Below are 21,841 nucleotides of genomic sequence, written 5' to 3'. Positions count from 1 at the left end.
TCAGGGTGAATTACATGAAATATGTATTCAGCGAACCCCCCTTTCGGTAAAGGCGGGGTTATTTTTGTACAGTCGGAGGTGAAAAGCGAAATGAGACTTGTGAACGAATCGAACGGCAAAGAATTGGCAGCGGATGTAAAAATAGCAGATACCTTTTTCAGCAGATTCAAAGGGTTGATGCTGACAGAAAGCTTGCCAGAAGGACACAGTCTCTATATAAAACCCTGCCGGTCCATCCATACCTTTTTTATGAACTATTCCATCGATGTTCTTTACATCAACGAGAACGACGAAATTGTAGGCGCGGACGAACAACTTGAGCCTGCGAAAATGGGAAAGCGCTGCAAAGGTGCATATTCCGTCTTCGAGCTTCCAGAAGGCACGATCCGGAATAGCGGAACGAAAGTCGGTCATTCTATCAAACTAATAAAATGAAAAGGGGTTTTAAACAATGAAAGCAAAACTAAAAGCACTATTCACTGAAGAACAAGGACAAGGTATGACTGAGTACGGTTTGGTACTTGGAGTTATTGCGGTAGCGGTTGTTGGTGTGTTGGCTTTATTACGTGAAGAGATTCTAGCTATGTTTGAAGAGGTAACTACAGCAGTAACCGGAAGAAATGATACTCCTCCTACACCATAATCGTTACTATTGACTGATACATTTATACATTCACTTATAAGTTGTAGTCAGAGGTACACCAATAAACAGCCTCGCGTTGAGAAACGTGAGGCTTTTTTAAAACTCCTCACTGAAATGAGGTAGATCGATGTTAGTCGACTTTTTATTGATCGCATTAATAGTTATTTGTGTCATAACCGATTTGAGAGAACGGAAGATTTATAACAAGGTGCTGCTGCCGTTTTTACTGGCGGGACTGGTTTTGAATTCAGTTACTGGTGGAATTGCTGGCCTCACCTCTGCACTTGCAGGAACAGCAGTGGGTTTCTCTATTTTGCTGATCCCTTATTTGCTTGGAGGGATGGGAGCTGGGGATGTGAAACTGCTTGCGGTGGTTGGAGGCTTAAAGGGAGCTGTATTTGTATTGACGGCGGCTGTTTATATGGCGCTGGCTGGAGGAATTATAGCGCTGATCATCCTGTTTTTCAGAAAGGGTGCTATAAACAGGCTAAAGCAGATCGGCATGTTCCTTGGCGGGCTGCGCAGCGGTATGAAAGTCCCGCTTGGACTGGATAAGGAAGCCTTGAACACCACCTATCCATATGGGGTGGCCATCGCGATTGGAGCTTTGGCTGCCATTGTGTTTCCAGCTGGGGGAGGATTGCTTTGAGACGTGATGAGAGAGGGCAATCACTTGTTGAGACGGCCCTTGTTCTGCCGGTTCTTTTATTGCTGTTGGTAGGCATTTTGGATTTCGGAAGGATTATGTATTCTTATGCCCATCTTCATATGGCGGCCCAGGAAACCGTCAGGGTGGGAGGTCTCGGTAAAAGTGATTCCGAAGTCACTGCTTTTGCCAGGGATTATGTACAGCTGAATGAAATTGATCAACTGGCCATCACTATTTCTCCTGGAGAAGCAGGGCGTGTTGCTGGTGACTATATAACTGTGAAGTTGGAATATCCTTATCAATTTTTCACTCCGTTTATATCCAGCCTGTTTTCTTCATCCTTGACGATTAAGGCGGAGTCAACGATCAGAGTGGAGTGAGGAGGAAAAAATGGCAAGAAGATGGTTAGCGGATGAATCAGGAAACACCATACTTTTGGCGGCCCTTTCAATGTTTGTCATCCTTAGCATGGCCGGTCTTGCAATTGACGGCGGGATGGTATATATGACGAAGGCAGAGCTGCAGAAAACGGCTAATGCTGCTGTCCTTTCTGGAGCACAGGAGCTGACAAACAATGAAGCGAAGGTTGAAGAGGTGGTACGAAGCATCGTTGCAGCCCATAAAGATGGCTCAAATGTAGACAATATATCAATAGACATGGAGAAGAAAGTCGGTATTGATTTATCCAAAAAGGTAGATCTCGCATTCTCAAAACTACTTGGCTTTGAAACTGTCGATGTCAAAGCGCATTCTGCTGCCGAGTTAAGAACGATGGGACGGGCAGAAGGGGCAGCACCGCTGGGCATCGATGACAGCATCCCCTTGGAGTTTAATAAGGAATACCAGCTGAAAGTGGATACTGGCGGAGTGGAATATGGCAATTTCGGCGTCCTTGCCCTGGGCGATACAGGGGCCCGGCCGTATGAAGAAAACCTCCGCAACGGCTATCAAAACGAGCTTTCTGTAGGGGATATCGTCATCACCCAAACAGGTAATATTGCCGGTAAAACAAGGGAAGTGGTCAAGGAGAAAGTGAATTCGTGTCCAGAACTGCCAAGGGATATTCATTCAAGAAACTGCTCACGGATCCTGCTTGTCCCTGTCTATCAGCCTTATAACCACGATGTAAACCAGGTAAAAGAAGTGAAAATCACTGGATTCGCTTACTTTTACATTACGGATCCGATGGACAGCCATGACACTTCAATCAAGGGGATTTTCATCAAACGCGCAGGAACGGGTTTTGAAGGGGAAACAGCCGCCTTTAAGGGCGCATACAGCATTCGAATAACGGAGTAGGTGATCAAATATGCGGTCAAAGCTTGTTTTGGTCCTCGCATTAGTAATGGGCATAGTAACGACATTTTTATTCTTTCAATATATGAATCAAGTGAAAGCTGAAAAGGCGATGAATAGTAATTTGGTGGAGATTGTTGTCGCCAAAGAGAAAATCCAGAAAAATGAGCAAATCACTTCTGCAAAACTGGAAACTGCCATGGTTCCTGAAAAGGCATTGCACGCCAACTCTATTAAAAGCTTTGGCGATGTTGAAGGGAAGCTGGCGAACGCTGAGATTGAGCAAGGCGAGCCAATCCTTTCCCACCGGCTGGGATCCCAGACAGCAGAAGATATCTATGTTTCGAGAAAAGTCAGGGATGGCTATCGTGCAGTTTCTGTAGGGGTTAATTTAAATCAATCAACTGCGAACCTGATTGAACCTGAAGATGAAGTCGACATTATGTTCTCTAAAAAGCTTCCGGGGCAGGAAGGGAAAGTTGAGTCTAAAATCATTTTGGAAAAAGCAAGGGTACTGGCGGTTGGGCGGAAAATGGTCCTGCCTGAGGATACACAAGAACCTTATGCCGAATATACGTCAGTCACGGTAGAACTTAAGCCGGCGGATGCCTTAAAACTTGTCAATTCAGCCGAACAAGGCAATATCCATTTCATGCTGCATAAGCGGCCAGTCATAACGGAAAAAGAAGCAGCGGGCGACAGCGATCAAGATTGAAGAAGATGGAGGGTGACCAATCATGGAAAACACGGATGAACTGCAAATACATGAAAAGAAGCCGGCTAAGATGAAACGTGGCGAGCTTATTGCCGTTTGCAGTGCAAAAGGCGGGATTGGTCGCACGGTCCTGACTGTCAATCTGGCTGGAGCTTTAGTGAAGAAAAATATATCGGTGGCGATATTGGATGGAGATTTTCAATTTGGAGATATCGGGCTAGCTATGGATTTGAAGTCTTCTTTTACCATTAAAGAAGTGATTGAGGGGATGAGCACTCTCGATGAACATTCTATGGAAGGCTATATGTCGAAGCATGAAAGCGGTGTGAAGGTCATGGCGGCTCCGGACCGGCCTGAGTTTGCAGATCTTGTTACGAAAGAAGCAGTCGATAAAATCCTCGACCTGATGCTGCTGAATTATGACTATGTAGTCGTCGATACATCTGTAGGCCTTAATGATCATACAGTCCATATCGCTGAAAAAGCAGACCAAATCATGGTTATGGCCAATCTCGAGATGACAGCATTAAAGAATACGAAGCTGATGCTTGAGACCTTCGATATCCTTGAACTGAAAAATAAAGTCACACTCGTAGTGAATCGGGCGAATATGGAGAGCGTCATCCAGGCAGCAGATGCGGCCAGGATTCTTGGATATGAGGATCCAGTATATATTCCAAATGACTTTCAAACATGTTCACAATCTCTTAATATTGGAATTCCTTTTGTCATCAACCAGGGCAAGACCGATGTAGCCAAAGCCATTTTTAAAATGGCAGAGAGAATCTCGAGCAGGCGGGAAATTACCTTGTTCAAGGAAGCAAAAGGACCTTCTTTCCTATCAAAATTAATTGGCAGAAAACGCATGAAGGGAGGAACAGTGTAATGAGCCTTCTGAACCGCATCCAGGAAAGGACACAGCAAGCCGAAGCAGTAGAGAGCCAGCACGATGAATTTGTTGCCCATGCTAATCCGCAGCAAAAGGTTGACATCCGGGCTGTGTTCAGGGAGCCGCATAAAAAAGAGGCTGTCAGTCCGGAAATCAAAAGGAAGCAGGATAAACATCAGGAGCTTAAAAACCTCATTCATAAAAAGATTCTTCAAGACTTTAAAGATGCACCTGTAGAGGACATCATTCCTCAGCTAGATGCGATGGCGATCGAAATCATGAAAGAGGATGAACAATTCAGGGGCAGCATTGACCGGAAAAAGGTCGTCGATGAACTGAGGAATGATTTGACGGGGTTTGGACCGATCAATCCGCTTTTGATTGATGAAGATGTCAGCGAGGTTATGGTAAATGGACCGGCTCAGGTCTATTGTGAACGAAAAGGGAAGATTGAGCTGACATCGATCATGTTCAGAGACGAAGAGCATGTCATGAGCATCATCGATAAAATCGTTGCTCCTCTTGGCAGGAGAATCGACGAAAGCTCACCGATGGTCGATGCGCGGCTGCCGGATGGTTCACGTGTCAATGCGATCATTCCTCCGCTGGCATTGAATGGGCCAACAGTTACGATCAGGAAGTTTTCGAAGGACCCCTTTCAAATTGAAGATTTGGTCAACTTCGGGACACTTAGCAATGAAATGGCGATTTTTCTAGAGGCCTGTGTAAAAGCAAGGCTTAATATATTTGTCTCCGGCGGAACGGGCTCCGGAAAAACGACCACGCTCAATGTATTGTCCAATTTCATTCCTCATGATGAGAGGATTATCACAATCGAGGATGCGGCTGAGCTTCAGCTGGGTCAGGATCATGTTGTCTCACTGGAATCCAGGCCGCCCAATATCGAGGGAAAGGGTTCGATCACGATAAGGGATCTTGTAAGGAACTCGCTTCGGATGAGGCCGGATCGGGTCGTAATCGGTGAGGTCCGCGGTGCCGAAGCCCTGGATATGCTTCAGGCTATGAATACAGGTCATGATGGTTCTCTCGCAACCGGTCACTCCAATAGTGCAAGGGATATGATTGCCCGTCTGGAAACGATGGTGCTGCTTGCAGGTGTAGAACTTCCGGTCAAAGCAATCCGCGAACAGATCGCTGGAGCACTTGACGTGATTATTCAGCAATCCCGTTTGAAGGATGGTTCCAGAAAAATAACCAGCATTACCGAGGTACAGGGAATGGAAGGAGATGTCATCGTCCTCCAGGATATTTTTTCGTATAAACAACAAGGAGTGGATGATAACGGTAAAATCATTGGCCGCCTGACCCCGACCGGAGTCCGGCCTAAGTTCTATGAGCGTCTTGAAGCATCAGGAATCCACATTCCCGCAAATGTCTTTATCGAAGGCGAGGAGTGGGGAGAATGATCTATGTCCTTACCGCCCTGTTCATGATGACAGTATTTTTGCTTTTCTACTCGATTTTTCATCGGATTTTTCTATCGGACAAGCGCTTGGAAAAGCGGATTGAAAAATACCTGGCCAGTTCAGGGACGAAGCTTGACCGGAAGCAATATGATTTGATGGTTTACTACCAAATGACAAAGCAAAAGGTCAGGAAAAATATGCTGACCAAGGAGAAGAATTCGAAGCTCGAGACCATGCTCAGAAGGTCAGGGCTTCCGCTTAAGCCTGAGGAATATATCCTATTCAAATGGCTGGCAGCAGGAGTCACCGGATTTTTTCTGCTCCTTGTTTCCGGAAACATGCTCCTGATGGTTGTAGGGTTTTTCATAGGATTCTTGTTGGCGGGCTGGTATGTAAAAAAGAAAATCAAGGAACGAATCGTGAAATTCAACGAGGGGCTTCCAGATATGATTTCCACGATTGTCGGGTCTTTAAGGGCCGGGTTCAGCTTCCAGCAGGCTTTGAAAACAGTGATAGAAGAAGCGGGTTCACCGATAAAGGAAGAAATGGACAGTGTCATCAAAGAAATGCAATATGGAGCGAGTCTGGAGGATTCCTTGAATGAGCTTAAAGAAAGAATGCCCAGCGAGGATTTGGACTTAATGATCCAGGCCATTTTGATTCAGCGTCAGGTAGGAGGGAATCTTGCCACGGTGCTTGATAAAATTGTCCAGACGATCAGGGAGCGGACAAAAATCCACAGGCAGATCTCTTCACTGACAGCTCAAGGTAGACTATCGGGAATTGTCATTGGTTTGCTCCCGATCATTCTGGCTTTCGTCCTTTATTTAATCGAACCTGAATATATCGGAACGCTTTTCCGTCATCCAATAGGAATTGCATTGACGGTTGCCGGCATTTTCTCCGGCATCATTGGATTCGTACTGATCCGCAAAATTACGGCAGTCGAGGTGTAGGGATGCTATATTTTACATTTTTCTTAACGATTTCATTAGCCATCTATGGACTGTACTTAATGCGGGCAGAGAAGGCCACTCACCTGAAAAAGCGTATGTCAACCTTCGTCAGCGGCGTGAAGGAAGAGAATCCGGATGTCACTGAAAAGAGCAGCAATGCTTCCTTATTTGAGCGAATCGGAAAGCCATTGATCAATGATTTCAAAAGAAGCTTTAAACGGAGGATGCCAGGCGAAAAGGAAGCGAAAATCGAGACGAAGCTTCAGCTGGCCGGAAGTCCTTTTGGAATGTCACCTGTTGATTTCAGGCTGCTGCAAATCTCCCTCGCGCTTCTGCTCCCGCTTTTGGCAGGCGGATATGGCGCCCTGCTCCAGGCAGGCTATGCGGGGATATTCCTGTTCCTGATCATAGGCCTGGCAGCCGGCATTTTCCTGCCGCACTATTATTTAAGCATCAAGAAAAAGGCAAGGAATAAAAGCGCTTTAAAAGAGCTTCCTGATATCCTCGATCTATTGACGGTCAGCCTTGAAGCGGGTCTTGGATTTGATTCTGCTGTCAGCAAGGTCGTAGCGAAAAAGAATGGCGTCCTGTCTGCCGAGTTCCATCGGAGCCTTGAAGAGCTGAGACTTGGCCGGACGAGGAGAGAAGCGCTTACCGGAATCAAAAATAGGATCGAGGTCGAGGAAGTACGAGCTTTCATCAGCAGCATTCTGCAGGCCGAAAAGCTGGGAATAGGCATGGTACAGGTTCTCCGTGTCCAGTCGAATGAAGTTCGGGAACGACGCAGGCAGCGTGCCGAGGAAGAAGCGATGAAGGCTCCGGTTAAAATGCTGTTCCCTCTTGTCCTGTTTATTTTTCCAAGCTTGTTCATCGTCTTGCTTGGCCCGGCACTGATCCAGTTCCTTCAAACCTTCTCAAAATAATGGGTCAGCCCCGAAAAGATCTAGAGATTGATCTTATGCGCAAAGATTCTTATAAAAAAATGGACTGGCTCTTATGACGCCAGTCCATCCTTATTTTTTAGTGATTTTTGAAGGGTTATTGATTTTGTAGGCGACAGAAACATCGAGTAGCATAGACTCATCTTCGACGTCCTTGCCTTTTGGAAGGCTTTTTTTGACGATTTTACCGTCGAATTCAAGCTGCTGTCCAGGCTCGAGTTCATGCTTTTTCAGTGTTTTGCTGTGAGAGCCCCATGCCAGTTCAACCTCGATTGGTTCTTCCTGCTCGATCCTGACATTCTCGAACACGACTACTTCGTCATTATCCTCATTGAAATGGTTCCAGCTTAGCGCAAACTGCTTCACCGTCGCTGTAAAATGAACCTTTTCCTCTGGCAGCACTAATTTAGGAGCCTTTTCCTTTTTCGCTTTTTCCTTTTTTACAGGAGTTTTTGATTTCGCTTCTGTTGCCGCGGGAGCAGCTGCTTTAGGCTTCTCTACCTTCACCTCTGCAGATTCACTTCCATCTCCGGGAGCTGGAGCGATGATTTCCTTACCGAAGCTGGAAGATTGCATCTCCTTTAAGTACGCCGGGTGGATACAAGTTAAGGTGCCATCCGGAAATTCAACCACAAGAGTATTGAATTCAGCTGTTTCACCGAATATTTCATACCCCTTTATCGTAACAAGACAATGCTGGTATCTGTCTTTATACCAAAACTCTTTCTTCGTGCTCAAACCCCATTCTTTGACCTTCTCGAGATAATGAGCTTCATCCTCAAATTGTTCGTACATGCCCTTAGGCGGGATATATTGAGTTAAATGCGACTGAGTGGTGCCTGCAGTTGAGTTTGCCATCTTTCCACTTCCTTTCAGATTTATTTTACCTCTACAAGACAAAGAAAAAAAGCGTCAGCCATTTGTTGGTGAAAGACAATGAAACAATGCCGAATCTCTATGACGGACAGAAAAGGAGGAAACTCAGCAATTTTTGTTCGTCATCCAGACCATGACGGACAGAAAAGAAGGAAACGCAGTAGTTTTTGTCCATCATCAAGGCTATGACGGACAGAAAAGGTGAAAAAGAGCATTTTTCGTCCGTCATCCATCTCCACTAAATCTCTACTTGCACACATTTTGCTTTTACTAGATTCATGCCCTTCCGTTTTTGGCCAACCCTGAATTTATTAATTAAGAACTGGAACTTGAGGATAGCAAGGAGGAGCATTGTGGATACGAAGTATTTGAAAAAATGCATGAAGGAAATCAAGGTGACGAACCTGGAGAATGAGGATGTTGACGTTGTGAATGATTCCCCTCTGGAGATGATCGGCAAAGGCCGCCAGGGGGCTGTTTTTAAATTGACTGATGATATTTGTGTGAAGGTGTTCGGCAATGAAGAAGATTGTGAGCGAGAATATTACGCTCTTTCTCTCGGCCAGCAGTCGGATCTTTTTCCTCGCCTATATGCGAAGGGTGATTTGTACATTGCCATGGAGATCATCAAAGGGGTGGATGTTAGGGAGTACTTGCAGTCCCAGCCTTTGAGTGAGGAGCTGTCGCTGAAATTGATCCATATGCTGATCACCTTCAAGGAGATTGGCTATGACCGAATTGATCATCATAAAAGGCAAATCTATCTTCAGCCTGATGGCAGTCTGAAAGTGATTGACGTTGCCAGGGCCGTCTGGCGTGACAGAGTATATCCTTATCCCAGGAAGCTGATGACTTCACTTGGCGAAAAGAATAAGAAGATCTTTTTGGAGCATGTTCAATCCCTGAAGCCAGAGCTGTATGAGGAATGGAAGTACTATATCGAGATGGAGGATATCTCCAGGGAAATCTATTATTTATTGCTTGAAAAGGAACCGGATAAGGAAAAATTGAGCGAGCTGAGCGGCCGGCTGTTGACTACATCTGATAAAAAGGTTCATATGCGCCAGCTTGAAAACATGATGCACAAGGTGTTCAAGGAGGAATGGGTGAAAACAATGCTTGCCCGTGGAGAGGACCCAGAAGCGGTCATGGATAAAATCGATGAATACTGGGAGGGAAGAGAAATGGGATTGGAACCTAAAAAGGCAAGAAAGCTTAAAGGTAAAAACAAGAAGCAGCGACAAGTAGATTTATCTTCATTTTTTAATAAAAATGCTGAAAAAACGAACAGCCTTGCTGGAGACCCATCGTGGGATAAGATCATGAAGAGCCTGGATAAGAAAAAGAAAAAAAAGAAGCGGAAAAAGTAAGTAAGTCCAGGAGGATGCCCAATCTATAGAGAGGAGATTCCAAAATGAAAGTACTAGTAATCTGGCGGCTGCTGACTGTTGGCGGAGTGAACGCCGGGTGGAGGAATCGTTCCATCTATTTTAAAAAGCATGGAATTGATACCGAATTTTTATATACGACAGATCATGGCGGTCTTCATATCATGGAGGATATTGCTCCAGTCTACCTGACGAAAGATGAAAACGAAATAGTAGGGATCATCAAAGCCAATAATTATGATGCGATTATCGTTGTCGATACGAAGGATGCCTATAAATGGATCCGGAAAGCGAATTATACAGGCCCTGTGATTATAGAGGCCCGTACCCCGGAAATTATCAAGCTTCAGCCTCATTTAAAAACCTTCAGGGGAATCGAACCTGAAACCATCATTGTCCCTTCCAATTATCAAAAGCGAGTCGTTTCCATATTAACTGAAACTGAGCCAGTCCAGGTGATTTATAACGGAGTGGATACATCGTTCTTCCGCCCTTTGAGGGAAAGGGAAATCGATTATCATCAAGCCCCGGTGATGCCGGAAGAAAAGAAAATCATTGGTTGGATCGGACGAGTGGATAAACGGAAAAACTGGCCGATGCTTCTAGAAATAGCCAAAAGAATCAAAGCTGAACGAAATGATATTGAAATTTGGCTGATCGGTGGCGCGCAAAGCGTCCAGCGGGAACAGTTCGCCGCCAAATGGCAGGAGGAGAACCTGACAGATATCGTAAAATGGCACCCCGTCATTCCTTATCAACAAATGCCGCATGTCTATGCGAAAATCCGCAAGTCCGGAGGCTGCACGCTGGCGACAACCAAGTCTGAATCCTTTGGCAATACCTTTATTGAATCGATGGCATGCGGTGTACCTGTAGTGGCTTCGAACATGATGCCGGTAACAGAGCTGGTGCTTCAGGAGAAGACCGGCATGCTCTACTACGGACAAAATGTCGAGGATGCTGTCAAAAAGCTATACTCCATTATTGACTCCCCTGATCGGCAGCAGCAAATGTCCAAGACAGCCATCCGGCATGTCCAGCAGCATTTTGCGATTGAAGTCGTTGCGGACCAGTATATCGATTTATTGTACGAAATCATCCATGGCAGCACAGAGGAGGAGATCAGCCGTGATTAAACCCGTCGCCTACCGGAGGAAATTAGAAGGGAAATCGAATGCCCATCTCATCGCTTTCGATGATGGCAGAGACTATGTGGTGAAATTTTTCCAGGCTGGTTTTGAAAAGACTTTGCCAAATGAATGGGTAGCCTATTGCCTCGCAAGATACCTCGGTTTGCCTGTTCCTTTTGCAAGGCTGGTCGAAATCCCTGAGGAATTTGCTAAAATGATTCCTGATTACGATCAATTTACTCCTTCGCAGTTTCAATTTGCCTCTTTGTATGTGCCGAACTGCCTTGACGGCCACCAGGTGACAAATGTTTCCGGGATTGTGAATGCAGAGACGCTGGCGGGAATCATTTTGCTTGATTACTGGCTTGGCAACAGGGATCGGACACGCAAAAATATTCTTTTACAGGAAGATACAAAGGATATCTATCATTTATGGATCATTGACCACGCCGAGATTCTAGGATCATATAATTGGGAGATTCCAAGCATCGGAAATTTGCCGACAGGGTTGAGGAAAAGTGCAGCCCAGCGGATGATGGCAGCTTTTATTGAAAAAGAAGAGGAATTCATTGAATACCTCGAGTTAATCAAGACGATCCCGATTTTTTTAATAGAGGAAATTGTTTCTACCATCCCTGATGATTGGATGATGACGAAAGAAGAGAAAAAGGCGATGGTGACTGTGCTGTTGAAAAGGCGCAAGAAGATCCTTCCGAAGCTGCTGCCCCGCTTCATTAAAAAAGTTTACAGGCCTCTTCATGAATAGACAGGAATCTAGCTAATTATAGTCTATTTTCAAATTGGTAGGCCTTTAACGTGACGGGAGCTTGGCCTTTTGAATATACAAGACTATGGAATTCAAAAGGGAGGCAGCATATGAAAATCCGCAAAGCGATTATCCCGGCAGCCGGGCTCGGGACACGATTTTTACCGGCAACAAAAGCGCAGCCAAAGGAAATGCTGCCGATCGTTGATAAGCCGACAATCCAATACATCGTAGAGGAAGCAGTCGCCTCGGGGATTGAGGAAATCATTATCATCATCGGCAGGGGAAAGAGATCGATAGAGGATCATTTCGATAAATCCTATGAGCTGGAAGATGCGTTACTAAGAAAGAATAAGCTTGCTATTTTAGAAGAGGTCCAAACTATATCCAGCTTGGCAAAAATCTATTATGTCAGGCAAAAGGAGGCGCTCGGCCTTGGGCACGCCATCCTTTGTGCCAGGAGTTTCATCGGCAATGAACCATTTGCTGTTTTGCTTGGAGATGACATCGTAAAGTCAGAGATTCCATGCTTAAAGCAAATCATCAACGTATTTGAATACTGCAATAGCTCTGTCATTGCTATTCAAAGCGTACCAGATACTGATGTCAGCAAGTATGGAATCGTAAAGCCAAAGGGTGCGAACCTGGAACCAAACTTGTTTTATATCGATTCGCTGGTAGAAAAGCCGTCAAAAGATAAGGCTCCTTCCAATTATGCAATTATGGGACGCTATGTATTGAGGCCGGAAATCTTTGAAGTTCTGGCACAGCTGCCCACCGGCCACGGCGGAGAAGTGCAATTGACCGATGCCATTAATGAGCTGAATAGACGGCAGGCAGTATTGGCCTACAACTTCGAGGGCAAGCGGTATGATATCGGGGATAAAATCGGTTTCATCAAAGCAACGATGGACTTTGCACTGCAAAGGGAAGATACCAGGGATGATGTCATTCAGTATTTAAAAGATGTGTACGAGATGACGGGCATGAAGAGAGAGTGCGACTGACATGAAGGTCGCTGTACTTGGAACAGGTTATGTAGGATTATCCACCGGTGTCTGCCTCGCTGAAATCGGCCACGAAGTCGTCTGCATAGATATTGATGAAAGCAAAATCGCTATCCTCAAGCAAGGCAGGTCCCCGATTTATGAACCAGGACTTGAAGAACTTCTGGTTAAAAACTCCTTCGAAGGAAGACTGACTTTCACTGCTTCTCATCAGCAAGGATTAAGGGAAGCGGAAATCATCATCATTGCCGTCGGTACACCTCAGAGTGATGATGGGCAGGCAGACATGAGCTTTCTTGAGCAAGCCGCAAAGGACCTCGCTGAACATATCGTCCGGGATTGTATTGTCGTCGTAAAAAGTACGGTTCCAGTGGGAACGAATGAATATTTGAAACAACTGTTACTAGGGCAGTTGAAAAATAATGTTGAAATCAAGATGGTCTCCAATCCGGAGTTCCTGCGGCAGGGATCAGCCATCCAGGATACCTTGAAAGCTGACAGGATTATCATAGGCTCTGATGATGAAGGTGCCTCTGAAAAAATCCGAAAGATGTACCGGCCGCTGAATGTGCCATTTTTATTGACGGATGTGAGAAGCGCTGAAATGATCAAATACGCTTCCAATGCTTTTTTGGCAACGAAGATCAGCTTTATCAATGGAATTGCCAATCTGTGTGAAGCCACAGGAGCTGACGTCGAGGATGTAGCGGAGGGAATGGGCTATGATAAGCGGATTGGATCGGCCTTTTTAAAGGCCGGAATAGGGTACGGCGGATCCTGTTTTCCAAAGGATGTAAAAGCGTTGCTGCACACATCCAGGCAGCTGGGGATTCCGTTCACATTATTGGAAGAGACGATTGCCATCAATGACCAGCAGCAAAAGCTGCTTGTTGATAAGGCCATGAAACGTTTCGGCGAGCTAAAGGGAAAGAAAATTGCCATGCTCGGCCTTTCCTTCAAACCGAATACGGATGATATGAGGGAAGCTCCGTCGATCAAAATTGCACAGGCCTTATCCGCATTTGGAGCTGAGGTTGCAGCCTGCGACCCAGTTGCGGAAAACAATGCAAGGAAAGTCATCGGCGATGCCATCACATATATGGACTCAGCAATGGAGGCTGCAAAAGGTGCAGATGCACTGTTCATCGTCACAGAGTGGGAGCAGTTCAGGCAGCTAGAATTCGAAGCATTAGTGGCTGTCATGAAGCAGCCAATCATCTTTGACGGCAGGAACTGTTTAGATGAAGCTGGCCTGAAGGCATGCGGGACAATTGAATATTATCCAGTCGGGAGGCCGGCGGTTATTTTAAAAGGGAATGATTGAATTCATCCCTTTTTTTGTTTGGCTTATGAATGTTACTAACTTGCTAATGAGGTAAACATCCAAAGGGCTTTTTAAAATAACGGAACTGGGAATAGTAAGGGTGATTTAGAATGCATGGGAGGGAACAAGATTCATGAAGTTCAATCTGCAGCTTTTAATTGCCTTTTTTGGTTCGTTATTCGGCTTTATCTTTATGTCTTATCTGGTACAAGCGGAACATTTGCTGGTGTTCGACCAGGTTGTCATTGATGCGGTCCAGGGGCTCGAAGCAGAGGGTCTGACTGCGGCGATGAAATTCTTTACCTATATCGGCTCCTTAAAATTCATCGTAATCTTGACCATTCCCATTTTTCTATTCCTTTTTTATGTGTTAAGACACAGGCTGGAAATTCTTGTTTTCCTGTCTGTTGTTTATATTACACCGATTCTGAACAGGTTACTGAAACTGTATTTTCATCGAGAACGACCGGATTTCCACAGGCTGATTGAAATAGGGGGATACAGTTTTCCGAGCGGCCATGCGATGAACGCTTTCTCGTTTTACAGCATCCTTGCTTTTCTGCTCTGGCGCAATGTTCCAACCTGGCTGGGGAGAGTCACTATCATCATCCTCAGCACTTTTATGATCTTGGCGATTGGGTTGAGCAGGGTTTATTTAGGTGTCCATTATCCGAGTGATATCATCGGCGGCTTTCTGGCAAGCGGCCTATGGGTGGCAGCCGTTATTTGGTTTTTCCAAAGATATAAAGAAAAGCTTGAAATAACTAAACGTTCACACTGACAATAAACTGTTTTTTTCGTTTTAACAGGCCAGAGAACGGGAATGAAAAGAAAGACGCCAAATTGGATTACATAACATATTTCTCTCACATTTATAATGTATAAAGAATTAGGTCAAAGGCTGCGCGAAAATGTGATTTAGTGAACAAACTCCAGAGGTGACTTTATGTATAAAAAACAAGAAAGAATGCTAATGTGGCTTGCTTTTATTGTGGCGGCAATCATGGGTTTGTCTTTTATCGGAAGAATTTTTGCTGGGTAGAAAAGGGGTATTGAAAAATGGGAAATGAAGAATCAGTTTTTTTCAGCCGTGTCTTGACGGAGCTTACATTATCCTTCCATATTATTTACGCCACTATTGGAGTGGGAATACCGCTGATGATCATGATCGCTCAGTGGCTGGGAATCAAGAAACAGGATGAGCATTATATCCTGCTGGCAAGGAGATGGACGCGCGGTTTTGTCATTACTGTAGCGGTCGGTGTTGTGACCGGGACGGCGATTGGCTTGCAGCTGAGCTTGCTGTGGCCTAATTTTATGGAACTGGCGGGCAATGTCATCGCTCTTCCACTGTTCATGGAAACGTTCGCGTTTTTCTTTGAAGCAATTTTCCTAGGAATATACTTATATACATGGGACCGGTTTGAAAACCAGAAGAAACATTTGCTGCTGTTGATTCCGGTGGCAGTTGGGGCTTCTTTTTCAGCCGTGTTCATCACGATTGTCAATGCATTCATGAATGCGCCGCAAGGCTTTGACCTTGTTAACGGCCAGCTGGTCAATATCAACCCGGTTCTGGCGATGTTCAATCCGGCGATGCCAACGAAGGTCGCACATGTGCTGGCGACAGCTTATATGACTTCAGCATTTGTACTCGCGTCGATTGGCGCATTCCGGCTTTTAAAAGGATCGAATCATGTCTACCATAAAAAAGCATTGTTTTTAACGATGAAGATTGGCCTTATCTTTTCGATTGCCGCTGCGGTCATCGGCGATTTTTCAGGAAAATACCTCGCTGAATACCAGCCGGAAAAGCTGGCAGCAGCAGAATGGCACTTCGAGACGCATGAGGGGGCGCCGTTGATGTTATATGGTGTTCTTGATGACGGCGAAGTAAAATATGCGCTTAAGATTCCTTATGCACTGAGTATCTTGGCTCACAGCGACCCTAACGCTGAAGTGATTGGCCTTAATGAATTCCCTGAAGACGAGATTCCGCCATTGTACATCCATTATCTGTTTGATGGAATGGTGACAATCGGGATGTGGATGATGGCCCTTTCGCTTGTCTATGTTGTGGGCGTGTGGATGAAATGGAGTTTTATCAGAACAAGATGGTACCGCTGGCTGATCGTCTTCGGCGGACCGTTATCGATGCTGGCGATCGAACTGGGCTGGTGGTTCGCGGAAGTCGGTAGGCAGCCTTGGATCCTGCGGGGAATTATGAAGGTTGAGGATGCGGCTACCAAAAGCGGACAGGTCGATTTGATGCTAATTCTGTTTGCAGGTTTATACTTGATCCTGGCAATTGGCAGCACCGTAGTATTAACGAGGATGTTCCGGAAAAATACAGTTGAACAGGAACTGGCAGACAGGGAACTGGAGAAGGAAGGTGAGTTTCGATGACACTTGAAATAATTGGGATATCGGTGCTCTGGATCTTTCTCTTTGGATATGTCATCGTAGCCTCCATCGATTTTGGAGCAGGTTTTTTCAATGCATACAGCTTGTTCAGGGGAAAGCAGCATATCCTCACAGGAATCATCCAGCGATACTTATCGCCTGTCTGGGAAGTCACCAATGTATTTCTTGTGTTTTTCTTCGTAGGAATTGTCGGCTTCTTTCCTAAAACGGCATATTACTACGGAACCATCCTGCTCGTTCCGGCAAGCATTGGAGTTGTTTTGCTGGCGATCCGCGGGGCTTATTATGCGTTCACGACTTACGGAGGATTGAAGCATAAGAGATACACGTATTTATATGGACTCACTGGCTTGTTCATCCCTGCCTCACTATCGATCGTGCTGACGATTTCAGAGGGAGGCTTTGTGGAGGAGACTGCCTCGGGGATCGAATTGGACTACTGGGCCCTGTTCACCAGTCCATTGACCTGGAGCATTGTTGTTCTTAGTCTGACTGCCGTTCTCTATATATCTGCCGTATTTTTGACCTGGTATGCAAATAAGGCACAGGATGAACCGGCTACGGAACTGCTGAGGAAGTATGCCTTGATTTGGTCTGTGCCGGCAATCGTAACCGCAACAGGCATCATCGTGGAACTTAGGGGCCATAACCCTGAGCATTACAGCAGACTGGTTGATTTATGGTGGCTGTTTGCCATCTCCTTCATCCTGTTTGTGGGGACCGTGTACCTGATTGGAAAACGCAAGGCATACGGAGTGGCGTTCGGACTTTTGACCGGCCAATTCTTTATCGCCTTTTTTGCCTATGGTATTTCGCATTACCCGTATCTGCTATATCCGTTTCTCAGCATATACGACAGCTTTACAAATGAAGCAATGGCCATTGCGCTCATCATCGCGTTCATCGCAGGGCTTGGGCTGCTGTTACCATCACTGTACCTGCTGCTGAGGCTGTTTTTATTTAATAAGGACTATGTTCAGGGGAAGAGGAACGACCACGCATAGGAGGTTTGAAAATGGCTGAATTCACTATGTTTTATGCTCCTTTCATTGTCATCATCGCATCGATTATTGCGTCATTCTGGCTGGCAGGGAAGGACGAAAAGGTGGAATAAATTAAAAGAGCTGTCATCCTTTGTTGTCTGGATGACAGCTCTTTTTGTGTGGATTTTACGAAAGCTTGCGCCACAAAGATGAACTAGTGACGACTGAGTCATTTTCAATGATCGCATAGGCAGCATTTGTGATTGCTTCAGGAAGATTTTCCCCGGTACCTTTGAATTGGTTAAAAGCGGCCTCGGAAACTCCATTGGTTGAGAATTTATAGCCTAATTTCTCCAATCTTTCGACAACCAGCATCGCATGTACAAGGTTCTGTTCCGGCTGGAATTCAGAGTCATTGATGAAAACGCCTTTTTCATAATCAAACCAGCGATCCCACCTGTTCAGCTTCCAACCCAAAATCCTTCGTGCAATTGCATCCGTTTTAGTCATCCGTTCTACCTCTCTCCTCATAAATTTACCGTTCATTGTTATATAACAGAATATTTAATTAAATTATATTACATAACAGAATGGTTGTGCAATGATTAAAGATTTAATTTCTGATATTTTATTTTTAAAAATGGAGCATCTTAAAACTGGGGGTGACAAATATGAGGGAAAAAGAAATCAGCCAGCCTAATGTAAGACTTGGCGGAAAAATCGCTAAGGAAAAAGGCCGCACGAACGGTGAGTTAGGTAATGATCGGGACATCAACTCCGGTAAAAGCCGCAATAAATAAGAAAGAGGGATAGCCATGACAAATCGTAATGATAACCGCGAACGGAAAAACAAATACCCTAACAATAAAGAGCGGAATATCTCCAAAGATGTAAATATCCGAAGCGAAATGACCAAAAAAGATTTAAAGGAATAATAGAAGGGGGGATTTCCCCCTTCTTAAAGCAAGGCGTCAGCCAGCAAAGTGTAAGTATTTACCTTATGATCAAAGCTAAACAGATTGTTAATGATCATAAATTCATCCGTTCTGTAAACCTCACCGAGCCTTAAAAGTTCATCTCTTACTTTTTCTGGTGTACCAATAATCATTCGTTTTCGATTTTCCTTGATCCTGGAGCGATCGCTAGAAGTAAGTGGAGCATTCCTTGCCTCTTCCAATGATGGGATTCTTGTGTCCAATCCCTTTTCAACTCGCAATAGCCATATATCCTGGCTTAAAACTAATTCTTCGGCTCTATCCTGTGTTTCCGCGCAAATAACAAATACACAAACATTTGCTTTAGGCTTATGCAGTAAATGGGAAGGTTGGAATTCCCGATAATATTGTTCCAGTGCCCGTTTGCCGTTAACTGGCGTAATGAAATGGCCGTATGTAAAAGCTGTTCCAAGTTCTGCAGCGAGTCTCGCGCCTCGGTGAGTGATTCCTAATATCCATAATTCAGGAAATCCAGATCCCTCAGGGTACGCTTTTACCTGATGATATGGATGTTCAGCGGGTAAATCATTTCTTAAAAATCCTTGGAGGTCTTTGACCTGTCTCGGGAATTCGTTTAAGCTTTTCCTTGTCCCATCCGTCAATGCCAGCCTTGTCGTGGCTGATCCACCCGGAGAGCGGCCTATACCAGCATCAATCCGGTTAGGGAACAAAGTCTCCAGAACTTTGAAGTTTTCCGCGACTTTGTAAGGGCTGTATTGCGGGAGCAGAACACCTCCTGAACCTACCCTGATTTTTTTCGTCCTCGAAGCGATAAGGGATATCAATACTTCTGGTGAAGAACCAGCTATGCCATTGGTATTATGATGTTCAGCCACCCAGAACCTGGTGTAACCAAGTTCTTCAGTGATCTGTGCTAACTCAACCGTCTTATTTAACGCCTGGCCAGCTGAATCCCCCTTACTGATGACAGACTGGTCAAGTACACTTAATTTCATTTTAACACCCCGCTATATGATTGCTTCTTCCACTATGGAAACAAATTGTGAAAAGAGGAGGCCATCAGTTTTAATGTATCAAAATAGAGCCCTTCTAACGGACACAGAAAAGACCGAAGGATTTGTCCGATAGAGCCCTTCTAATGGACACAAGCCGAGAAAAACCCGAAGGATTTGTCCGATAGAGCCCTTCTAATGGACACAAGCCGAGAAAAACCCGAAGGATTTGTCCGATAGAGCCCTTCTAACGGACACAAACCGGGATAAGCCCGATGGATTTGTCCAATAGAGCCCTTCTAATGGACACAAATCGTGAAAAACCCGCTCGTTTTGTCCGATAGAGCCCTTCTAACGGACACAAATCGCGAAAAGCCCGATGGATTTGTCCAATAGAGCCCTTCTAATGGACACAAATCGTGAAAAACCCGCTCGTTTTGTCCGATAGAGCCCTTCTAACGGACACAAATCGTGAAAAGCCCGCTCGTTTTGTCCGATAGAGCCTTATAACAGTATTCCCCGGTCGTGTACTTACAAACTGGCACCAGGATGGCCACCGTGGCTTTGATAATTTTAGCTGCATTAAATCTAAATCAAAAGTCTCCAAATGAACCATATATTTCCTTATCTATTCTTTCTGTCCATGTTTATCTGCATCTATTTGGGCTAAATGTAAAATAAGACAGAAAAGGAAGGAGTGGCAAACATGAAGAAAAGAAATCTACTGCTTTCATTCACGTTTGGGACAGGCCTATTGCTTGCCGGCTGCGGAGCCACAGAAGAGCCGCCCCCGGAAGAAGATCCGGTGATGGAACAGGATGAACAAGCTCCTCCGGCACCAGATGGAACACAGGAATTACCTGATGAACCCGAAGAAGGCACAACCGAGAATGATGAGGAATTAACCGAAGAGGAACAGGAAACAATCGAGGAATCGGTTGAAGAATAATGTATGACGAAAAACCTTAGAACCGTCGTGGTACTAAGGTTTTTTCATTAGAAAGTCCTACTTTTATCAAAAGGAGCGAAAAAGGTTGAGGAAAGCGATTTTACCATTGATTTTCTTGCTTGCGGGTTGTACGGGTGCTGATAGCCCTCCTCCAGAGTCAGACTCGGCCCCTGATAAGCAGCAACAAACTGAGACGGAGAACTCCGATGAAAAAAATAATTCAGAACAAGACAGTAAGACAAAAGCGAAACTTGACGCTCCCCATATATCGCAATTGCCTGAATTAGAAAGAGGCTGCGAGGTCACAACCCTTGCCATGCTCTTACAGCATGCTGGCAAGGATGTTGACAAGATGGAGTTGTCAAAGGAAATTGCCCATGTCCCCTTTGAGAAAGACGGCATGAGGGGGCATCCGGGAGAGGGATTTGTCGGCAATATGAAGACATTGGACAAGCCGGGGCTAGGTGTCTATCATGGTCCCGTAGCGGAACTAGGAGAAGCTTACCTTCCCGGAAAAATACTTGACCTGACCGGAGAAGAATTTAACGAAGTGGAGAAACATGTAAAAGATGGCCGTCCAGTATGGGTGCTGGTACCAAGTACCTTTGCTGTCGTACCAGACAAGCACTGGGAAACTTGGAATACCAAGAAAGGCAAAGAGAAGATTACTTACAAATGGCACTCGGTACTGGTCACCGGCTTTGACGACAAAAACGTGTATGTCAACGATCCGCTAGGCGGCAAAAATGATAAGCTCTCAAAAGAAGAGTTTGTTGCAGGCTGGGAGCAGTTTGGAAAACAAGCAATCACTTATAAACCATAAAATGAAAAATGCTGTTCCTTCTGAAACGAAGGAGCAGCATTTTTTTCGGACACCATGGAATTACTCTCCATCACTGTCTGATTTATCATCATCCAGTTTGAAATCCTCATCTTCCACATCATTTTCAGTATCCTCAACCGGCGGTTCATTTTCCTGGTCCGTCTCTGCAGAACAACCACCCATGAAAATAGCCAGCGCCAATGGGATTCCATAAAAAAGTTTCTTTTTCATGATAAGTCTCCTTTCATCCAAACAACCATGTTTGGGTAGGATTATTATTATCTAAAACATACCCGGTCATAATCCTTATAAACGTTAGAGGTTACTTAGTAAAAAAAAGCATACCTGATTAAAAAGAACAAAAACTAAAGCCAGGGTATTTTTTTTGATGGAGACGCGAATAGCAGCGATCCTAGGAAAAAGTGCTATCCATAGGCACGATGGAGACATAAAAGGGGTCGGACAGCGGAAAAAGCGCTATCCATAGTCAGCAGCTATTACCGCTGACAGGGTCTAAAATGGTGTGAACCCGCGAAAAGGTTATAGAAAAGTTTGCTTGTAATATACGAAGGGGGTGATCATATGGCGAAAAAGAAACCGAAGCATAATAAAGCTCTTCCGAAAGCGGATATTGAATTTGCGGAGGAAAGAGGAAATGGTTTTGAAAAGGTAGCATTAAAAGCTCAAAGGAAACTAAATAAATAATT

Annotated in this window: 27 protein-coding genes; 23 read left to right on the top strand and 4 right to left on the bottom strand. The window is 45.0% G+C overall.

Annotated features, from left to right (window positions below):
• Positions 1 to 90 precede the first annotated feature (90 nt).
• From FOF60_RS19870 to FOF60_RS19825, 10 genes are all read left to right on the top strand, one after another.
• A complete protein-coding gene (locus tag FOF60_RS19870) occupies positions 91 to 435 on the top strand; it encodes a DUF192 domain-containing protein (RefSeq protein WP_192472188.1) in 345 nt (114 codons plus the stop codon).
• A gap of 16 nt (positions 436 to 451) precedes the next feature.
• Positions 452 to 643 (top strand): Flp family type IVb pilin, encoded by a 192-nt coding sequence (locus FOF60_RS19865; RefSeq protein WP_192472189.1) that lies wholly within the window; start codon positions 452 to 454, stop codon positions 641 to 643.
• Between the two features lie 127 nt (positions 644 to 770).
• On the top strand, positions 771 to 1,292 hold the full coding sequence (locus FOF60_RS19860) for an A24 family peptidase (protein WP_192472190.1): 522 nt from the start codon (positions 771 to 773) through the stop codon (positions 1,290 to 1,292).
• A complete protein-coding gene (locus tag FOF60_RS19855) occupies positions 1,289 to 1,672 on the top strand; it encodes a TadE/TadG family type IV pilus assembly protein (RefSeq protein WP_192472191.1) in 384 nt (127 codons plus the stop codon). Before FOF60_RS19860 ends, FOF60_RS19855 begins: the two co-directional genes overlap by 4 nt.
• Before the next feature lie 10 nt (positions 1,673 to 1,682).
• Positions 1,683 to 2,591 carry a pilus assembly protein TadG-related protein gene (locus tag FOF60_RS19850; protein ID WP_192472192.1) on the top strand — a complete coding sequence of 303 codons (909 nt, stop codon included), beginning with the start codon at positions 1,683 to 1,685 and terminating at the stop codon, positions 2,589 to 2,591.
• Positions 2,592 to 2,601: 10 nt separating this feature from the next.
• On the top strand, positions 2,602 to 3,303 hold the full coding sequence (cpaB, locus tag FOF60_RS19845; protein ID WP_192472193.1) for a Flp pilus assembly protein CpaB: 702 nt from the start codon (positions 2,602 to 2,604) through the stop codon (positions 3,301 to 3,303).
• Positions 3,304 to 3,325: 22 nt separating this feature from the next.
• Entirely contained in the window at positions 3,326 to 4,189 is an 864-nt protein-coding gene (locus FOF60_RS19840) for a CpaE/TadZ family protein (protein ID WP_192472194.1), read from the top strand.
• Positions 4,189 to 5,619: a TadA family conjugal transfer-associated ATPase gene (locus FOF60_RS19835; RefSeq protein ID WP_192472195.1), complete on the top strand. Its 1,431-nt coding sequence runs from the start codon at positions 4,189 to 4,191 to the stop codon at positions 5,617 to 5,619. Before FOF60_RS19840 ends, FOF60_RS19835 begins: the two co-directional genes overlap by 1 nt.
• Positions 5,616 to 6,575: a type II secretion system F family protein gene (locus FOF60_RS19830; RefSeq protein ID WP_192472196.1), complete on the top strand. Its 960-nt coding sequence runs from the start codon at positions 5,616 to 5,618 to the stop codon at positions 6,573 to 6,575. The genes FOF60_RS19835 and FOF60_RS19830 overlap by 4 nt, the downstream gene beginning before the upstream one ends.
• A 2-nt stretch (positions 6,576 to 6,577) precedes the next feature.
• Entirely contained in the window at positions 6,578 to 7,498 is a 921-nt protein-coding gene (locus FOF60_RS19825; protein ID WP_192472197.1) for a type II secretion system F family protein, read from the top strand.
• 90 nt (positions 7,499 to 7,588) lie between these two features.
• On the opposite strand, the gene FOF60_RS19820 is transcribed toward FOF60_RS19825, so the two are convergent.
• Positions 7,589 to 8,374 (bottom strand): hypothetical protein, encoded by a 786-nt coding sequence (locus tag FOF60_RS19820; protein WP_192472198.1) that lies wholly within the window; start codon positions 8,372 to 8,374, stop codon positions 7,589 to 7,591.
• Positions 8,375 to 8,745: 371 nt separating this feature from the next.
• On the opposite strand from FOF60_RS19820, the gene FOF60_RS19815 reads away from it, so the two are divergent.
• The 9 genes from FOF60_RS19815 to cydS all read left to right on the top strand — a co-directional run bounded on the left by FOF60_RS19815 (position 8,746) and on the right by cydS (position 17,545).
• Positions 8,746 to 9,762: a serine/threonine-protein kinase gene (locus FOF60_RS19815; RefSeq protein ID WP_264647597.1), complete on the top strand. Its 1,017-nt coding sequence runs from the start codon at positions 8,746 to 8,748 to the stop codon at positions 9,760 to 9,762.
• A 44-nt stretch (positions 9,763 to 9,806) separates the two neighbouring features.
• Complete coding sequence (locus tag FOF60_RS19810; protein WP_192472199.1) at positions 9,807 to 10,916, top strand: glycosyltransferase family 4 protein; 1,110 nt, start codon at positions 9,807 to 9,809, stop codon at positions 10,914 to 10,916.
• Positions 10,909 to 11,676 carry a HipA family kinase gene (locus FOF60_RS19805; protein ID WP_192472200.1) on the top strand — a complete coding sequence of 256 codons (768 nt, stop codon included), beginning with the start codon at positions 10,909 to 10,911 and terminating at the stop codon, positions 11,674 to 11,676. Before FOF60_RS19810 ends, FOF60_RS19805 begins: the two co-directional genes overlap by 8 nt.
• A gap of 110 nt (positions 11,677 to 11,786) precedes the next feature.
• The gene (gene galU, locus FOF60_RS19800; protein WP_192472201.1) at positions 11,787 to 12,683 is read left to right on the top strand and encodes a UTP--glucose-1-phosphate uridylyltransferase GalU; all 897 of its coding nucleotides are present in this window, start codon (positions 11,787 to 11,789) and stop codon (positions 12,681 to 12,683) included.
• Position 12,684: 1 nt separating this feature from the next.
• Positions 12,685 to 14,007, top strand: a complete 1,323-nt coding sequence (locus FOF60_RS19795; RefSeq protein WP_192472202.1) for a UDP-glucose dehydrogenase family protein — start codon at positions 12,685 to 12,687, stop codon at positions 14,005 to 14,007.
• Between the two features lie 133 nt (positions 14,008 to 14,140).
• Positions 14,141 to 14,788 (top strand): phosphatase PAP2 family protein, encoded by a 648-nt coding sequence (locus tag FOF60_RS19790; RefSeq protein ID WP_192472203.1) that lies wholly within the window; start codon positions 14,141 to 14,143, stop codon positions 14,786 to 14,788.
• 278 nt (positions 14,789 to 15,066) lie between these two features.
• A complete protein-coding gene (locus FOF60_RS19785; protein WP_192472204.1) occupies positions 15,067 to 16,413 on the top strand; it encodes a cytochrome ubiquinol oxidase subunit I in 1,347 nt (448 codons plus the stop codon).
• Positions 16,410 to 17,435 (top strand): cytochrome d ubiquinol oxidase subunit II, encoded by a 1,026-nt coding sequence (locus tag FOF60_RS19780; RefSeq protein WP_192472205.1) that lies wholly within the window; start codon positions 16,410 to 16,412, stop codon positions 17,433 to 17,435. Before FOF60_RS19785 ends, FOF60_RS19780 begins: the two co-directional genes overlap by 4 nt.
• A gap of 11 nt (positions 17,436 to 17,446) precedes the next feature.
• Positions 17,447 to 17,545 carry a cytochrome bd oxidase small subunit CydS family protein gene (gene cydS / locus FOF60_RS24595; RefSeq protein WP_413632775.1) on the top strand — a complete coding sequence of 33 codons (99 nt, stop codon included), beginning with the start codon at positions 17,447 to 17,449 and terminating at the stop codon, positions 17,543 to 17,545.
• Positions 17,546 to 17,600: 55 nt separating this feature from the next.
• Here the strand turns inward: cydS and FOF60_RS19775 are convergent, their stop codons facing one another.
• Positions 17,601 to 17,924, bottom strand: a complete 324-nt coding sequence (locus FOF60_RS19775; RefSeq protein WP_192472206.1) for a BC1872 family protein — start codon at positions 17,922 to 17,924, stop codon at positions 17,601 to 17,603.
• A gap of 161 nt (positions 17,925 to 18,085) precedes the next feature.
• On the opposite strand from FOF60_RS19775, the gene FOF60_RS19770 reads away from it, so the two are divergent.
• Complete coding sequence (locus tag FOF60_RS19770) at positions 18,086 to 18,214, top strand: hypothetical protein (protein WP_264647596.1); 129 nt, start codon at positions 18,086 to 18,088, stop codon at positions 18,212 to 18,214.
• A 158-nt stretch (positions 18,215 to 18,372) separates the two neighbouring features.
• Here FOF60_RS19770 and FOF60_RS19765 read toward each other — a convergent pair whose 3' ends face one another.
• The gene (locus FOF60_RS19765; RefSeq protein ID WP_192472207.1) at positions 18,373 to 19,365 is read right to left on the bottom strand and encodes an LLM class flavin-dependent oxidoreductase; all 993 of its coding nucleotides are present in this window, start codon (positions 19,363 to 19,365) and stop codon (positions 18,373 to 18,375) included.
• Positions 19,366 to 20,068: 703 nt separating this feature from the next.
• Between FOF60_RS19765 and FOF60_RS19760 the strand changes: the two genes are divergently transcribed.
• Together FOF60_RS19760 and FOF60_RS19755 are read left to right on the top strand one after the other, a co-directional pair.
• Positions 20,069 to 20,311 carry a hypothetical protein gene (locus FOF60_RS19760; RefSeq protein ID WP_192472208.1) on the top strand — a complete coding sequence of 81 codons (243 nt, stop codon included), beginning with the start codon at positions 20,069 to 20,071 and terminating at the stop codon, positions 20,309 to 20,311.
• Between the two features lie 85 nt (positions 20,312 to 20,396).
• Entirely contained in the window at positions 20,397 to 21,134 is a 738-nt protein-coding gene (locus FOF60_RS19755; RefSeq protein WP_192472209.1) for a C39 family peptidase, read from the top strand.
• Positions 21,135 to 21,194: 60 nt separating this feature from the next.
• Here the strand turns inward: FOF60_RS19755 and FOF60_RS19750 are convergent, their stop codons facing one another.
• Complete coding sequence (locus tag FOF60_RS19750) at positions 21,195 to 21,365, bottom strand: hypothetical protein (RefSeq protein WP_192472210.1); 171 nt, start codon at positions 21,363 to 21,365, stop codon at positions 21,195 to 21,197.
• Between the two features lie 351 nt (positions 21,366 to 21,716).
• Between FOF60_RS19750 and FOF60_RS19745 the strand changes: the two genes are divergently transcribed.
• Complete coding sequence (locus FOF60_RS19745; protein ID WP_264647595.1) at positions 21,717 to 21,839, top strand: hypothetical protein; 123 nt, start codon at positions 21,717 to 21,719, stop codon at positions 21,837 to 21,839.
• Positions 21,840 to 21,841 lie beyond the last annotated feature (2 nt).

Origin of the sequence: Mesobacillus jeotgali (assembly GCF_014856545.2) — a bacterium.
In the GTDB taxonomy this organism is placed as follows: Bacteria; Bacillota; Bacilli; order Bacillales; family Cytobacillaceae; genus Mesobacillus.
This window is presented reverse-complemented; position numbering and strand designations above follow the sequence as displayed.

Excerpts from the sequence above, each read along its gene's own strand:
- FOF60_RS19870 (WP_192472188.1), top strand. The coding sequence starts at position 91 with ATGAGACTTGTGAACGAATCGAACGGCAAAGAATTGGCAGCGGATGTA.
- FOF60_RS19865 (WP_192472189.1), top strand. The coding sequence starts at position 452 with ATGAAAGCAAAACTAAAAGCACTATTCACTGAAGAACAAGGACAAGGT.
- FOF60_RS19860 (WP_192472190.1), top strand. The coding sequence starts at position 771 with ATGTTAGTCGACTTTTTATTGATCGCATTAATAGTTATTTGTGTCATA.
- FOF60_RS19850 (WP_192472192.1), top strand. The coding sequence starts at position 1,683 with ATGGCAAGAAGATGGTTAGCGGATGAATCAGGAAACACCATACTTTTG.
- cpaB (WP_192472193.1), top strand. The coding sequence starts at position 2,602 with ATGCGGTCAAAGCTTGTTTTGGTCCTCGCATTAGTAATGGGCATAGTA.
- FOF60_RS19840 (WP_192472194.1), top strand. The coding sequence starts at position 3,326 with ATGGAAAACACGGATGAACTGCAAATACATGAAAAGAAGCCGGCTAAG.
- FOF60_RS19835 (WP_192472195.1), top strand. The coding sequence starts at position 4,189 with ATGAGCCTTCTGAACCGCATCCAGGAAAGGACACAGCAAGCCGAAGCA.
- FOF60_RS19830 (WP_192472196.1), top strand. The coding sequence starts at position 5,616 with ATGATCTATGTCCTTACCGCCCTGTTCATGATGACAGTATTTTTGCTT.
- FOF60_RS19825 (WP_192472197.1), top strand. The coding sequence starts at position 6,578 with ATGCTATATTTTACATTTTTCTTAACGATTTCATTAGCCATCTATGGA.
- FOF60_RS19820 (WP_192472198.1), bottom strand. The coding sequence starts at position 8,374 with ATGGCAAACTCAACTGCAGGCACCACTCAGTCGCATTTAACTCAATAT.
- FOF60_RS19810 (WP_192472199.1), top strand. The coding sequence starts at position 9,807 with ATGAAAGTACTAGTAATCTGGCGGCTGCTGACTGTTGGCGGAGTGAAC.
- galU (WP_192472201.1), top strand. The coding sequence starts at position 11,787 with ATGAAAATCCGCAAAGCGATTATCCCGGCAGCCGGGCTCGGGACACGA.
- FOF60_RS19795 (WP_192472202.1), top strand. The coding sequence starts at position 12,685 with ATGAAGGTCGCTGTACTTGGAACAGGTTATGTAGGATTATCCACCGGT.
- FOF60_RS19790 (WP_192472203.1), top strand. The coding sequence starts at position 14,141 with ATGAAGTTCAATCTGCAGCTTTTAATTGCCTTTTTTGGTTCGTTATTC.
- FOF60_RS19785 (WP_192472204.1), top strand. The coding sequence starts at position 15,067 with ATGGGAAATGAAGAATCAGTTTTTTTCAGCCGTGTCTTGACGGAGCTT.
- FOF60_RS19780 (WP_192472205.1), top strand. The coding sequence starts at position 16,410 with ATGACACTTGAAATAATTGGGATATCGGTGCTCTGGATCTTTCTCTTT.
- cydS (WP_413632775.1), top strand. The coding sequence starts at position 17,447 with ATGGCTGAATTCACTATGTTTTATGCTCCTTTCATTGTCATCATCGCA.
- FOF60_RS19775 (WP_192472206.1), bottom strand. The coding sequence starts at position 17,924 with ATGACTAAAACGGATGCAATTGCACGAAGGATTTTGGGTTGGAAGCTG.
- FOF60_RS19770 (WP_264647596.1), top strand. The coding sequence starts at position 18,086 with ATGAGGGAAAAAGAAATCAGCCAGCCTAATGTAAGACTTGGCGGAAAA.
- FOF60_RS19765 (WP_192472207.1), bottom strand. The coding sequence starts at position 19,365 with ATGAAATTAAGTGTACTTGACCAGTCTGTCATCAGTAAGGGGGATTCA.
- FOF60_RS19760 (WP_192472208.1), top strand. The coding sequence starts at position 20,069 with ATGAAGAAAAGAAATCTACTGCTTTCATTCACGTTTGGGACAGGCCTA.
- FOF60_RS19750 (WP_192472210.1), bottom strand. The coding sequence starts at position 21,365 with ATGAAAAAGAAACTTTTTTATGGAATCCCATTGGCGCTGGCTATTTTC.
- FOF60_RS19745 (WP_264647595.1), top strand. The coding sequence starts at position 21,717 with ATGGCGAAAAAGAAACCGAAGCATAATAAAGCTCTTCCGAAAGCGGAT.